This window comes from Micromonospora sp. M71_S20 (assembly GCF_003664255.1).
Lineage (GTDB): Bacteria > Actinomycetota > Actinomycetes > Mycobacteriales > Micromonosporaceae > Micromonospora.
On sequence record NZ_RCCV01000001.1, the window covers coordinates 2156157 to 2168961 of the forward strand.

13 protein-coding genes are annotated in these 12805 nt (G+C 74.6%); 5 read left to right on the forward strand and 8 right to left on the reverse strand.

Annotated elements, in window-relative coordinates:
- Positions 1-127: 127 nt before the first annotated feature.
- Together DER29_RS09720 and DER29_RS09725 are read left to right on the forward strand one after the other, a co-directional pair.
- A complete protein-coding gene (locus tag DER29_RS09720; protein WP_121397051.1) occupies positions 128-334 on the forward strand; it encodes a hypothetical protein in 207 nt (68 codons plus the stop codon).
- Positions 335-712: 378 nt separating this feature from the next.
- Positions 713-1291, forward strand: a complete 579-nt coding sequence (locus DER29_RS09725; protein WP_121397052.1) for a hypothetical protein — start codon at positions 713-715, stop codon at positions 1289-1291.
- 151 nt (positions 1292-1442) lie between these two features.
- Here DER29_RS09725 and DER29_RS09730 read toward each other — a convergent pair whose 3' ends face one another.
- The 7 genes from DER29_RS09730 to ssd all read right to left on the reverse strand — a co-directional run bounded on the left by DER29_RS09730 (position 1443) and on the right by ssd (position 7044).
- Positions 1443-1838 carry an Rv3654c family TadE-like protein gene (locus tag DER29_RS09730; RefSeq protein WP_121399118.1) on the reverse strand — a complete coding sequence of 132 codons (396 nt, stop codon included), beginning with the start codon at positions 1836-1838 and terminating at the stop codon, positions 1443-1445.
- 113 nt (positions 1839-1951) lie between these two features.
- Positions 1952-2380, reverse strand: coding sequence for a TadE family type IV pilus minor pilin (locus DER29_RS09735; protein WP_233599702.1), 429 nt, complete (start codon positions 2378-2380; stop codon positions 1952-1954).
- Positions 2377-2505, reverse strand: a complete 129-nt coding sequence (locus tag DER29_RS09740) for a DUF4244 domain-containing protein (protein ID WP_208418639.1) — start codon at positions 2503-2505, stop codon at positions 2377-2379. Before DER29_RS09740 ends, DER29_RS09735 begins: the two co-directional genes overlap by 4 nt.
- A gap of 63 nt (positions 2506-2568) precedes the next feature.
- A complete protein-coding gene (locus DER29_RS09745; RefSeq protein ID WP_370040056.1) occupies positions 2569-3357 on the reverse strand; it encodes a type II secretion system F family protein in 789 nt (262 codons plus the stop codon).
- Positions 3357-4361: a hypothetical protein gene (locus DER29_RS36220; protein WP_370040271.1), complete on the reverse strand. Its 1005-nt coding sequence runs from the start codon at positions 4359-4361 to the stop codon at positions 3357-3359. Before DER29_RS36220 ends, DER29_RS09745 begins: the two co-directional genes overlap by 1 nt.
- A gap of 371 nt (positions 4362-4732) precedes the next feature.
- Positions 4733-5944, reverse strand: a complete 1212-nt coding sequence (locus tag DER29_RS09755) for a TadA family conjugal transfer-associated ATPase (protein WP_121397053.1) — start codon at positions 5942-5944, stop codon at positions 4733-4735.
- On the reverse strand, positions 5941-7044 hold the full coding sequence (gene ssd / locus DER29_RS09760; RefSeq protein ID WP_121397054.1) for a septum site-determining protein Ssd: 1104 nt from the start codon (positions 7042-7044) through the stop codon (positions 5941-5943). Before ssd ends, DER29_RS09755 begins: the two co-directional genes overlap by 4 nt.
- A 245-nt stretch (positions 7045-7289) precedes the next feature.
- Here ssd and DER29_RS09765 point away from each other — a divergent pair, with 245 nt between their 5' ends.
- Positions 7290-7670 carry a VOC family protein gene (locus DER29_RS09765; protein ID WP_121397055.1) on the forward strand — a complete coding sequence of 127 codons (381 nt, stop codon included), beginning with the start codon at positions 7290-7292 and terminating at the stop codon, positions 7668-7670.
- 1121 nt (positions 7671-8791) lie between these two features.
- Positions 8792-9598, forward strand: a complete 807-nt coding sequence (locus DER29_RS09770) for an HAD family phosphatase (protein ID WP_121397056.1) — start codon at positions 8792-8794, stop codon at positions 9596-9598.
- Positions 9599-9637: 39 nt separating this feature from the next.
- Here DER29_RS09770 and DER29_RS09775 read toward each other — a convergent pair whose 3' ends face one another.
- Positions 9638-10384: an oxidoreductase gene (locus tag DER29_RS09775; RefSeq protein ID WP_121397057.1), complete on the reverse strand. Its 747-nt coding sequence runs from the start codon at positions 10382-10384 to the stop codon at positions 9638-9640.
- A 256-nt stretch (positions 10385-10640) separates the two neighbouring features.
- Here DER29_RS09775 and acs point away from each other — a divergent pair, with 256 nt between their 5' ends.
- Positions 10641-12605 carry an acetate--CoA ligase gene (gene acs / locus DER29_RS09780; protein WP_121397058.1) on the forward strand — a complete coding sequence of 655 codons (1965 nt, stop codon included), beginning with the start codon at positions 10641-10643 and terminating at the stop codon, positions 12603-12605.
- Positions 12606-12805: the final 200 nt, after the last annotated feature.

Consider the following 12805-nt stretch of genomic DNA (forward strand, 5'->3'; position numbering starts at 1 on the left):
GGGGAAGCCCCGGTCCCGGGTGGTGGAAAGCAGGCATAGAACCCCTCCTCTCGGGGCAACGAATACGTGGGAGCGCTTCCATTTCTGCTCGCGGATCCTTGCCGTGTTTCCCGTCGAAGGAGGAGTCGTGGCCGACACCATCGCCGAGACCGTCGACCTGCTCTACACGATCGACCAGGAGAAACTCACTCCCGACCAGCAGATCGCCCTGGGCACCGCGCTCGCGAGCCTGGCGCAGGCCGAGCGCCTGGAACAGATCAACGAGCGGCTGCGCAGCATCCACCAGGTCCTCAACGCGTGGGCGCTCAAGGCCACCGTCGACGGAGGCCGGTGACCCCGCTCCGCACGGCCCAGCACGGCTGCGGCGGGTTCCGGTCGTGGCGGGGCTGCGGTGGCGGGCTGCGGTCGTGGCGAGGTCGCCCGTCGCGGGAGGGGTTCGGTCGCGACAGGGTTGGCGGGTTGCCGGTCCGGGGAGGGGTCGACCGTGGCGGGGTTGCGGGTCGATGCGGGGTCGCCGGTCGGACGGTACCGCCGGGCCGGCACGGTAGCGGGTCGGGCAGCGCGGCAGGGTCCGGATGGGGTGGCGGGGCCGGCCGGAACCGCCGTGTTCTGGCAGGTCGGGCCGCGTAGCCTGCGGGGAGGGACGCGTGACCTGTCGGCGGCGGCACGGGTGAAGCTGTGCGACACTCCGGCGACCCCTCGAAGGAGAATCATGCAACTCGACAACTTGCAGGCTCAGCAGCAGTTCCACATCCGGCAGCGGCTCCGGATGATGGTCAACCAGTACGAGGTCCACGCCGTGGCACCGGACGGCTCCGAAGGTGGCCTGCTGGCGTTCGCCCAGCAGAAGCGGCTCGCCTTCAAGGAGCAGGTGACGATCTACACCGACGACACGAAGCAGCAGCCGCTGCTCGGGTTCAAGGCCCGCCAGCGCCTCGACATCGGCGCCACGTACGACGTGACCGACCACGCCGGCAACCCGATCGGCCTGTTCCGCAAGGACTTCGCCCAGTCCCTGCTGCGGTCCACCTGGCACGTCGAGCAGGCCGGCCTGCCGCAGGTCACCGGCCAGGAGCGCAGCATGCCGGTGGCGCTGCTGCGCCGGTTCGTCGACTCGCTGTCCTGGCTGCCCTACCACTTCGACTTCGTCGCCGGCGGTCAGCCGGTCTTCTCCGTCATCAAGCAGTGGGGCCTGCGCGACCGGTACGTCGTCCAGATCCAGCACCCGCAGGTCGACCGCCGCCTCGTGATCGCGATGGCCGTGGCCCTCGACGCTCTCCAGGGACGCTGATCCGCCCGGGTCGGGGTGCCGGCTTCCGTCGTCCCGACCCGGTCGCGTCCTGCGCGGCCCTCGCCGTCGACCTGGCCCGAGGCTGGGCCCGCCACGCTGGTGGAGGCGATGTTCGGCCGGGCGGTCCCGGTCGAGCTGCGCCGCCTGCCGCTCAGCCGCGGACCGGGCCGGCGCGGGCGGTGGCCGACGCGACCCGCGCCAGGCCGGGCAGCGGAGTGACGGCCACCTCGGCGGTCACCAGGACGTCGAGTCCGTCGAGTCGACAGGCGAGCAGCCGACCACCGTTGGCGGCGGTGATCTCGGCAGCCCGGCCGCAGGCCGCCGGCTCGCCCAGGAGGGCCTGGCCGGCACCGGCCAGCGCGCCGAAGTCCGCCGCCACCCGGGCCTGCTGCCGGGCCGTCCGGGCCGCGCCGACGGCGGCACCGAACAACCCGACCATGACGAACGCCAGTCCCACGGCGAGCAGGCAGACGGTCGCCCCACCACGCTCCCCCGTCTGCCCCGCCGCGCTCCCCCGCACCTCCACCCCGCTCTCCCGCACCTGCACCGCGCCGCCGCCCTGCCGGTCACGGCCGCCGTCGCCCCGCCAGCCAGGGCCGCCGTCGCCCCGCCGGTGAGAGCCACCGCCGCCCTGCCGGTCGACGCCCCCGATTCGCCCGCTCACGATCCGCCCTCCGGCGGCTCGACGCCCGGGGTCGCGGGCTCCGCGGCACCGGGCCCCAGGGGGTCCGTTCCCACGACACCGGGTTCCACCGCCGCGACCGCCGTCGCGGTCACGGAGATCCGGGGCAGCCGGGAGCCGAGTGCGCGTACGGGCGCCCGGACGGTGGCGACTACCCGTTGGCCGTCGACGGTGACGGTCACCTCCGCTCCCGGCGGGGCCGCCCGGCTGGCCGCGTCCGCCCCGTCGGCGCCCCGGGAGGCGGCCAGCGCCGCCTCCCGGGCCGCGTGCAGGCAACCCGCCCTCGTGCCGACGGCGTTGACCGCCGACAGCCCGGCGAGCAGGAGCAGCAGGAGCGCCGGCAGGCCGGCCGCCAGTTCGGCCGTAAAGGAACCCCGGTCACGGCCAACCGACCGGCGCTCGGTCACTTGAGCGCCCGGTCGATGACGGCGGTCAACGCGGACTGCACGTTGCCCGAGGTCAGCACCTTCAGCAGGATCCCGGCGAAGGCGACCGCGGCCAGGGTGCCGACGGCGTACTCGGCGGTGTTCATTCCGGCGTCCCCGCGCAGGCGGGCGAGCAGTTTGCGCACGTTCTTGTCCTTTCTTGACGATGATCAGAGCACGTCGCCGAGGACGGCGACGATCACCGGCACCAGGCCGGCGAGAATGAAGGCCGGCAGGAAGCAGAGCCCCAGCGGCAGGACGATGAGCACGCCGGCGCGGCGGGCTGCCGCCTCCGCGGCCGTGGACCGGTCGGCACGGAGGTCATCGGCGAGTCGGGTCAGCGCGCCGGCCAGCGCGGCTCCGCTGTCGGCGCTGCGAAGCACGGCGGCCGTCAGCCGCTCGGCCCCCGGCACCGCCGCGAGCGGAGCCCACGCCTCCTCGGGGCCTCCGCCGAGCCGCAGCAACCGGCCGACCCGGGCGAGCCGGTCGGCGAGTGGCCCGTCGAGCGCCCCGGCTACGGCCAGGATCGACCTGTCCACGGGCGCTCCCGCCCGCATCGCCGCCGCCAGCAGGTCGGCGGCGAGCGGAAGATCGGCCGCCTCGCGCAGCCGCCGGTTCCGCACGGCCGGCGGCTCGATCCGACGAAGCAGCCGGTCGAGCAGCAGCGTCGTCGGCACGGCCGCCACCACCCCGGGCCAGCCGCCGACGATGACGGCCACGGCCACGCCGCCCAGAGCCGCGGCGACCCGGATGGCGTCCGGCCGCCGCCGAGGACGGACGTCGTCGGTCGTGTCGTCGTCCGGACCGACCGGTCGTCGGGGCGTGGCGGCCGGGTGCACGCCGACCGGTGCCCTGCGCAGCGCGCGCAGCCGGCGCAGGGGCCGCCGGCCCGCCGCGAGCATCGCGACGAGCAGGGCCACCGCAGCCACGAAGCCCACTGCCAGCGCCGTCCGAGGCATCAGTTCGCCCGTCCCGGCGACGCGCCGAGCCGCTCGGCCCAGAACAGTCCCGCGACCTGGAGCGCGATGGCGACGACCGCGCACGCACCACCGACGGGGGTGTGCAGCAGCACCGCCACCGGGTCGACGCCGATGCCGTAGCCGAGCCCGATACCGCCGAGCGGCAGGGCGGCGAGCAGCAGAGCGGTGGCCCGGGCCCCGGCCGCCTGGGCCTCCGCCGCGGCCAGTCCACGGTCGGTCGAGCGGGCGTCCGCCTCGATCCGCTCCAGCAGCTCCGCCAGCGGCGCGCCCGTCTGGTCGGCGAGGCGTACGGCCGCGCGGGCCAGTCGGTCCAGGCGCCCCGCCCCGCCCCGCTCGTCGCCGGCCCCCGCGTCGCCGTGGCCCCGGCTTCCGGCTGCCGCCGACCCGTCTTGTCGCTCGGGGGATCCGCGGTCGGTCCCCGTCGGGCCGGGGGTGAGGCGCTCGGCGGCGACCGGTACCGGCAGGCCGGCCCGCAGATCCGCGGCCAGCCCGCAGAGCTGGTCCAACCGGTGCCGCCGGGCCCGGACGGCGTACCGGCCGTCCCTGCGTCGGAGCAGCGCGCGAGCAGCCAGCGTGCCGTAGGCGCCGACGGCCACCGCCGCGACCGGGCCGCCCAGCAGCAGGCCGGCTCCGATGCCGGCCGACGCGGCGAGCAGCAGGGTGCGCCTGGGGGACGCCGCCAGTACGTCCGGTCGGAGCCACCTCGGTCGCCGGGCCCCGCCGGGCGGATCGGTCACCGTGCCGGGCCGACGCGCCGGGGCAGCCGCCGGGGCGGGCGTTCCGCCGGGGCGCCGGGCGTCCCGCCGCCCGGGCGGCCGGACCCGACCGGGGTCTCCGCCCCCGCGCGGCGCGTCCCGGTGGTCCAGGTGGCGCACGGGTCGGGCCGGGCCCGCGGGTCGCGTCAGCCTAGGGTCGCCGTCTCCTCCTCGTGCAGCGCCAGGGTCGTCTCCGGCCGGCCAGGGCCAGGGCGACCGGTCGACCACGTCCCGCGACGCCCACCGAGCCCCGCCCTCCGGCTCGCGTCCGCTCCCGGGAGTGCCGCTGACCGGGGCGTCCGGGCCTGCCGGCGGCTGCCGGAGGCGAACCCGGGACTCGACGCGCGGGTCGCGGCGGTCGACAGCCTGCGGGCGCGAAACGCCGCCGGCGGTGCGCGCGGTCGTGCCGTGCGCGTCCTGCCCGGCTGTCCGGCGCAACTCGGTGATCCAGGCGACGAGCGGGTCCTCCGCGCCGGCACGCGCGCTCCCGCCGACGCCAGCGGCCAGCACGCCCCGCCGGCTCCGGCCACCACGCACCGCCCCGGCCACCAGCACCGCCGCCAGGACAGAGAGCAGCGCCACCAGCGCGTACGGGGCGGTCACCTGGGCCCCGCCGATCCGGGCCACGGCTCGGTCAGGACCGGCGGCACCGGTACGCCCCGCTCCCGCAGCAGCTCGGCGAGCGCCGGTGCGGCGAGGTCGGGCCCACGCCCACGTACCCAGGCGGGAACCGCCGTGACCAGCCGGTCCGGGCCCTCCGGCAGGAGCAGGCAGACCGATTCCAGCACGCGCCCCTCGGTGCTGCGGCGCACCTGGAGCAGCACCTGGAGTGCGGCGGCCACCTGGGCGTGCAGCGCGGGACGGGGCAGCCCGCCGAGCATCCCGAGGGCCTCCAGCCGCGCCGGCACGTCCGACGGGGTGTTGGCGTGCAGGGTGCCGGCACCCCCGTCGTGGCCGGTGTTCAGGGCGGCGAGCAGATCGACCACTTCCCCGCCCCGGCACTCGCCGACCACCAGTCGGTCGGGCCGCATCCGCAGGGCCTGCCGCACCAGGTCGGTCAGCCCGACCGCGCCGGAGCCCTCCACATTGGCCGTCCTCGCCTGCAACCCGACGACGTGCGGGTGCCGGGGATGCAGTTCGGCCGCGTCCTCCACCAGCACGATCCGTTCGGTGGCGGGGACCAGTCCGAGCAGCGTGTTGAGCAGCGTCGTCTTGCCGGATCCGGTGCCGCCCGTCACCAGGTACGCCAGCCGGGCCGCCACCACGGCGGAGAGCACCGGCGCCACCGGTCGGGGAACCGTCCCCCGGCTCACCAGCTCGTCGAGGGTGAAGGGCCGCTGCCGGAAGGTACGCAGGGACAGGTAGGGCCCGTCGGTCGCCACCGGCGGCAGCACAGCGTGCAGCCGGGTGCCGTCGGGAAGCCGGGCGTCCGCGTACGGGGAGCCGTCGTCGAGCCGCCGGCCCGCGCTGGCGGTGAGCCGCTGCGCGAGCCGGCGTACGTCGTCGACCGTGCCGAGCGGCACCGCGACCTGGTGCAGGCCCCGCCCCCGGTCGACCCAGACCCGGACGCCGTTGACGAGCACGTCGGTGACCTCCGGATCGGCCAGCAACGGGGCGAGCGGGCCGGCTCCCACCAGGTCGTCGTGCACCTGGTCGGCCATCCTCAGCACGGCGGTGTCGCCGAGGACGGCGGCGGTGGGCTCCGCCCGTACCGCCGACACGATCGCGGCGGGGGTGACCGGGGCCGCGGCGGCCGCGATGCGCTGTCGCACCCGGGCGGCCAGGGTCTCGCCCTCGGACGACCCGGTCATGCCGCACCCGCCGCCGGGGCGCCGGTCAGCTCGGCGACGATCCGCTGGCAGAGCGCGGCCAGCGGGCCCCGGCCGTGCGCGGCCGGGGCCTCGCCCCGCTCCAACCCGCGAGCCAGCGCCGGTTCCGGGCGCAGCGTGCCGGCCAGCGGCAGCCCGAGCGCCCTGGCCACCTCCGCCGCTCCGAGGCGGCCCGGTGCCGGACCGCGCACGATCACCGACATCGCGGCGCAGTGCGGGGCGGCGGCCGCCACCACACGGGCCGCCGCGGCGGTGGCCCGCAGCTCCGCCGGAACCACCACGTAGACCTGGTCCGCCGCCTGCAGCGCCGTCACGGCCGCGTCGTCCAACTGTCGGGGCAGGTCCACCACCACGAAGTCCCGGCCCCGCCGACCGGCGTCGACGGTCGCTGCCATGGCCTGGGCGGGAAGGGCGAGCAGGTCGCCCCGGTCCCAGGAGAGGACCACCAGGTCGCCCCGGCTCGGCAGGGCCCGCACCAACGCCGGCGCGTCCACCCGACCGTCGGCACCGGTCAGCGCCGGCCAACGCAGCCCCTCCAACTGCTCCCAGCCGAGCACCAGGTCGAGCCCGCCGCCGAGCGGGTCGGCGTCGACGAGCAGGGTGCGCAGCCGGGCCCTGGCGGCGGTGACGGCAAGCCCGCCCGCCAGGATGCTCGCCCCGGCGCCGCCGCGCCCACCCAGGACCGCGACGATCCGGGCGCCGCCCCGCTCGACGCCCTCCGGCCCGCACTCGGCGAACCGGTCGACCAGCCAGGGCTCGGCCGCCGGGAGCGTCGCCACGTGTTCCGCGCCAATCAGCTCGGCGACCTGCCAGCCGGGGTCGAGCTCCCCGGACCGCCCGACCAGCACCATCCGTGGCCGCTGCGGCAGCCGCGCCCGCAGGCAGGGCTGGGCCTGGTCGGCGCCGACCAGCACCAGCGGGGCCGGCAACCAGCGGGTGCGGGCCGCGGCGGGGTCGGCGGCGAGTTCCACCTCGACGCCGCCCGCCGCGGCGAGCCGGAGCAGGTCGTCGAGCAGGTCGCCGTCCGAGGTGACGAGCAGCGGCAGGGGCCGGTGCGGCGGGACGGAGGTACGGGGTGGCATCGCGGCCTCCAGCGGTCGGGCTCGGGGTTGCTGACCCGAGACCCTGCTCCGACGCCAGCCGGAACGTCGCCCCGTCCCCACAGCCTGTGGACAACCGCGCGCCCTGTGGACAACGCCCGCCGAGCGAGTCGATCTGCTATGGACTCCGGCGGGCCGCGCGCGCCTCCAACTCCGGAATCACCCCGGCTACCGCGACGGCGGCGAGGGCTCCACGCGGGGCCGCACGGATCGATAGTCTGCGCTGCATGCATCGCAGTCGCGTGTACGCCGTCCTGATCGACACCCCTCGCGCGGAGGCGGCCCGGGCGGTGGCCTTCTGGTCGGAAGCCCTGGGTGCTCCAACCGAGTCCGACCCGTCGTATCCGCAGTTCATCGACCTGCACGACGCCCTGCCCGGACTGGTCATCGCCGTGCAGGAAGTCGACGACGAGCCCCGCTTCCACCTCGATTTCGAGACCGACGACGTCGAGGCCGAGACCGCTCGCCTGGTCGCCCTCGGCGCCACGCAGGTCGCGCAGTGGCAGGAGTGCCGGGTGCTGCGCGTACCCGGTGGGCATCTGGTCTGCGTGCTGCCGGTGGAGAGCCGGCCTGAGGTCTTCGACGCCGAGGCCAGAACCTGGCCGTGACACCTGTGCCGGCACACCGAGAGCCGCCCGGTGAGCCGGCCCGTCAACGAGCTGGTGCCGGACTTGGTTGGTTCACGGGATCGAACTGCAGCTACGCTTCCACTGCCTTCCTGACGCCTCGTTCACAAGCTGCGGGCGCTTCGTCCGGCGGCGTCCCTCGTATCGGCCTCGGGCGTCTGTCCGCGCTCGGCGTCCGAGGGCCGTCCATGTCCGGCCCTGCTGCGTCACTGTGGCTGTCGACAGCCGCCCACGCCGCGCCCGTACACGAAGATCAGGCTTGGTTGGCGGCTTTAGGATCATGTAATGACGCCCGCCTTCGTAGGTTGTCGGCTGTCGTCGGCTGGGCCGCTCTACCTCGCAGCGGGCATCGGGCTGTGGCTGCGCTGGGGTCTCGCAGTCTGGCTCCTCACGGGCGCAGGGATGCTCGCCATCCAGTGGTCCTATGGTTTCGGCCGGCGCGAGTCCTCCCCGCACGATGGGCGGGGAAGGGGACGACGATGGGCAGGAAACAGAAGTAGCCAGAGCCGCGGAAAAGGTTCTGAGGTGGTACCCGAAGTGGTGGTAGGTCAGAGCGTCGTTTCTGGCTGCCCTCGCCGGTGCGCTCCGGGCTGCTCGGGTCAACGACGCTCAATCGTTATACGCACACCCCGGACGACTATGCCGCCCGCGCCCTGGCGGCCTTCGACGGCTCCGCTGCCTCCCTGCTGCCTCCGGCCGAGAAACCGCCTCCGGAGAGCGTCCTCCATGGGGACGGAGACGACCTGCGACCTGGGTAGAAGCGCTCCGGGGGAAAGGGACGACCCCCGTCGGGGGGAGACGGGGGTCGTCGAAGGTTCGGCTCCGGGGGGGTCGAGCCGAACCCACTCAGCGGTCACGGGGGGTGCGACCGCCGAGGGTCTGCCAGTTGTACGAGATGTGAACACTCGTCGCATCAACAAGTCTGCCTGAGTGAACCTGTATACGTCGAGTGGTGCTGCCTCCACTCCCTGCGAAATAATGTTCGCAGAGTGTGACCATCATCACGATGAGCGAGGGTGGCGGAGGGCCGGCCCGCAGGTCCGAGGGGTCGCCGGGCCCCGGGCACCCGCCGACCATAGACCATCCGGCTAGACTTTCGCGCCGTGGGCCGAAGTGCCGCTTTCTTCGATCTGGACAAGACCGTCATCGCCAAGTCGAGCGCCCTGGCGTTCGGTCGGCCGTTCTACCGGGACGGTCTGATCACCCGGCGTGACGTGGTCAAGTCGGCGTACGCGCAGCTGATGTTCCGGCTGGGCGGCACCGACGAGCAGACCATGGCCAGGACCAGGGACTACCTCGCCGCGCTCTGCAAGGGCTGGCAGGTGGAACAGGTCCGCCAGATCGTCGCGGAGACGCTGCACGAGCTGATCAATCCGTACGTGTACGCCGAGGCCGCCGCCCTGATCGAGGAGCACCAGGCCGCCGGCCGGGACGTCGTCCTGGTCTCCGCCTCCGGCGAGGAGATGGTCCGGCCGATCGGCGTTCTGCTCGGCGTCACCGACGTGATCGCCACCCGGATGGGCGTGGTGGACGGCCGCTACAGCGGCGAGGTCGAGTTCTACGCGGCCGGCCCGAGCAAGGTCGACGCGGTCGGCGAGCTGGCCGCCGAGCGCGGCTACGACCTGGCCGACTCGTACGCCTACTCCGACTCGTACAGCGATCGGCCGCTGCTGGAGTGCGTCGGCCATCCCTCGGTGGTCAACCCGGACCGGCAGCTGCGCAGGCTCGCGGTCGAGAACTCCTGGCCGGTGCTGGAGTTCCGGCACCCGATCCCACTGGGGCGGCGACTGCGCGAGCGCCCGGCCGTTCCGGTCGCCGCCGCGGCGCTGGGCGTGGGCGTGGGCGTCGCCATCGGCATCGCCTGGTACGGCCGCCACCGTCGCACCCGCACCGCCCCCGCGCCCGCCTGAGCCTGCGAGACGACCGGCTGCCAGAGGCGGCCGCCAGGCTCAGGCCGCCGCGAGGACCTCGTCGCCGATCGTGGTGAGCTGGTCGGCGCCGACCTCCACCGCCGCCATGTAGTGGCGCAGCCAGGAGCGCAGCCCGTCCGGGGTGCCGGTGGCGAAGGCACCGGCCGAGCCGACGTACTCCGGCTCGCGCTCGTGGTGACCCACGTCCACGGCGAGCAGGCCGCGCGGGTCCAGCCCGCTGGACAGCAGCACCAGGCGGGCGGCGCCCCGGGCCACCACCCCGGACGGCCCGGCGAAGGGGCGCAGGTTCAGCAGCTCGCCGTGCACGACCGCGGCCAGCACCAGCGGCGAGACCTTCGTGCCGCCGGCGACGAGCCCCGCCAGCCCGTCCAGCCGGGCGGCGACGACCGGGTCGACCACCGGCCGGCCCAGCTCGGCCTCGCCGACGACGTCGCGGGCGGCGAGCACGTGCAGCCTGGCCAGCGCTTGCCGGGGCGCCTTCGGCCAGAGCTCGGACAGCCCCGGCAGCGCCCCGGCGACCCGCAGCGCGCCCTGCACCACCGGCTCGGTCACCGTCCCGGCGCGGACGGCTTCGCGCTCGCGGGCGTACCCCTCCAGGGCGGCGCTGGCCACCGCGGAGCGGAGGCTGACCTCGGCCGCGACCTGGCCGCCGTGCCGGCGCAGCGCGCGGTGCCCCAGGGCCCGGTCGAACCGCTCGCGGGCCCGCTCCACGGCGGGGGCGACGTCGGCGAGCGCGAGCAGCGGGGCGAGCGGGTCAGCGGTCACCCCGTCACGCTATCGACTGCCCGGCGCGACCCGCCGACGAGCCGCCCGGAAGCGACCACCGCCACCCCGCGATCCGTCGAACCGACGGGCCCGCCCGGACAAATGGCGTCGACGCGACGGCCCGCGTCGCCGTCCGGCGCGCGGTGGAGGCCGCTCGGCGCGCGTCGGCCGGACCGGCGGTCGCCCGTGCCGGCCGCCCCGACTAACCTCGTGCCCTAGAGAGACGCAGGTCACCCGAGCGACGAGGGAGCACGGCATGAGCGAGGCATTGGCCAATCTGCTGAACGAGACACGCCAGTTCCCGCCGCCGGCCGAACTCGCCGCGAACGCCAACGTCACCGCCGACGCCTACGCGGACGCGGACGCCGACCGGTTGGCGTTCTGGGAGCGGCAGGCCGGGCGGCTGACCTGGGCGCGGCAGTGGGACCAGGTGCTCGACTGGTCGAAGCCGCCGTTCGCGAAGTGGTTCGTCGGCGGGCAGCTCAACGTGGCGTACAACTGCCTGGACCGGCACGTCGAGGCCGGCCTGGGCGACAAGGTCGCCATCCACTGGGAGGGCGAGCCGGGCGACACCCGGACCATCACGTACGCCGACCTGCACCGGCTGACCTGCCAGGCGGCCAACGCGCTCACCGACCTGGGCGTCACCGCCGGCGACCGGGTGGCGATCTACCTGCCGATGGTCCCGGAGGCGGCGGTCGCGATGCTGGCCTGCGCGCGGATCGGCGCCACGCACAGCGTGGTCTTCGGCGGCTTCTCCGCCGACGCGCTGACCAACCGGATCCAGGACGCCAGCGCGAAGGTGGTGATCACCGCCGACGGCGGCTACCGCCGGGGCAAGCCGTCGGCGCTGAAGCCGACCGTGGACGAGGCGGTGGCGAACTGCCCGTCGATCGAGCACGTGCTGGTGGTGCGCCGCACCGGCGAGGAGGTGGCCTGGTCGGGCAAGGACCGCTGGTGGCACGAGACGGTCGAGACCGCTTCGGCCGAGCACGCCGCGCAGCCGTTCGACGCCGAGCACCCGCTGTTCATCCTCTACACCAGCGGCACCACGGCCCGCCCGAAGGGCATCCTGCACACCACCGGCGGCTACCTGACCCAGACGTCGTACACGGCGCACGCGGTCTTCGACCTCAAGCCGGAGACCGACGTCTACTGGTGCACCGCCGACATCGGCTGGGTGACCGGGCACTCCTACATCGTCTACGGCCCGCTCTCCAACGGCGCCACGCAGGTGATGTACGAGGGCACCCCGGACACCCCGCACAAGGGCCGGTTCTGGGAGATCGTCGACAAGTACAAGGTCAGCATCCTCTACACCGCGCCGACGCTCATCCGCACGATGATGAAGTGGGGCGAGGACATCCCCGCCGGCTACGACCTGTCCTCGCTGCGGCTGCTGGGCAGCGTGGGTGAGCCGATCAACCCCGAGGCGTGGATGTGGTACCGGCAGCACGTCGGCGGGGGTGCGCTGCCCATCGTGGACACCTGGTGGCAGACCGAGACCGGGGCGATCATGATCTCGCCGCTGCCGGGCGTGACGGCGACCAAGCCCGGCTCCGCGATGACGCCGCTGCCCGGCATCGTCGCCGACGTGGTCGACGACCAGGGCCAGTCGGTGCCGAACGGCGGCGGTGGCTACCTGGTGCTGCGCGAGCCGTGGCCGTCGATGCTGCGCACCATCTGGGGCGACGACAACCGGTTCATCGAGACGTACTGGTCGCGGTTCGAGGGCATGTACTTCGCCGGGGACGGGGCGAAGAAGGACGACGACGGGCACGTCTGGCTGCTCGGCCGCGTCGACGACGTGATGCTGGTGTCCGGGCACAACATCTCCACCACCGAGGTGGAGTCCGCGCTGGTATCCCACCCGTCGGTGGCCGAGGCGGCGGTGGTCGGCGCGACCGACCCGACCACCGGGCAGGCCATCGTCGCGTTCGCCATCCCGCGCGGCACCACGGACATCGCCGGCGACGCCGGCGAGAAGCTCATCGCCGAGCTGCGCAACCACGTGGCGAAGACGCTCGGCCCGATCGCCAAGCCCCGGCAGATCATGCTGGTGCCGGAGCTGCCGAAGACCCGCTCGGGCAAGATCATGCGCCGGCTGCTGCGCGACGTGGCGGAGAACCGCTCGCTCGGCGACGTCACCACGCTCCAGGACTCGTCCGTGATGGACCTGATCTCGTCCGGCATGGGCGGCGGCAAGTCCGACGAGGACTGACGCAGGCGTACGCCCCGATGGGTGGCGGTCCCACGCGGACCGTCACCCATCGTCGTTCTTACGGGTGTGCGACCGACCGGATGCGTGCTGTCACATCGGTCGGTCGGGTGAGCCGGGTGAAGCTGAACGGACACAGGCGGACGTCGACCCTGTCGTTCCCCTGTTTTCTGATTTAGGTTCACGCACGTCGGGTCGGTTCG

Coding starts and splice junctions, on each gene's coding strand:
- acs (WP_121397058.1), top strand. CDS start 10,641: ATGAGCGAGGCATTGGCCAATCTGCTGAACGAGACACGCCAGTTCCCG.
- DER29_RS09755 (WP_121397053.1), bottom strand. CDS start 5,944: ATGACCGGGTCGTCCGAGGGCGAGACCCTGGCCGCCCGGGTGCGACAG.
- DER29_RS09740 (WP_208418639.1), bottom strand. CDS start 2,505: ATGAACACCGCCGAGTACGCCGTCGGCACCCTGGCCGCGGTCGCCTTC.
- ssd (WP_121397054.1), bottom strand. CDS start 7,044: ATGCCACCCCGTACCTCCGTCCCGCCGCACCGGCCCCTGCCGCTGCTC.
- DER29_RS09725 (WP_121397052.1), top strand. CDS start 713: ATGCAACTCGACAACTTGCAGGCTCAGCAGCAGTTCCACATCCGGCAG.
- DER29_RS09745 (WP_370040056.1), bottom strand. CDS start 3,357: ATGCCTCGGACGGCGCTGGCAGTGGGCTTCGTGGCTGCGGTGGCCCTG.
- DER29_RS09765 (WP_121397055.1), top strand. CDS start 7,290: ATGCATCGCAGTCGCGTGTACGCCGTCCTGATCGACACCCCTCGCGCG.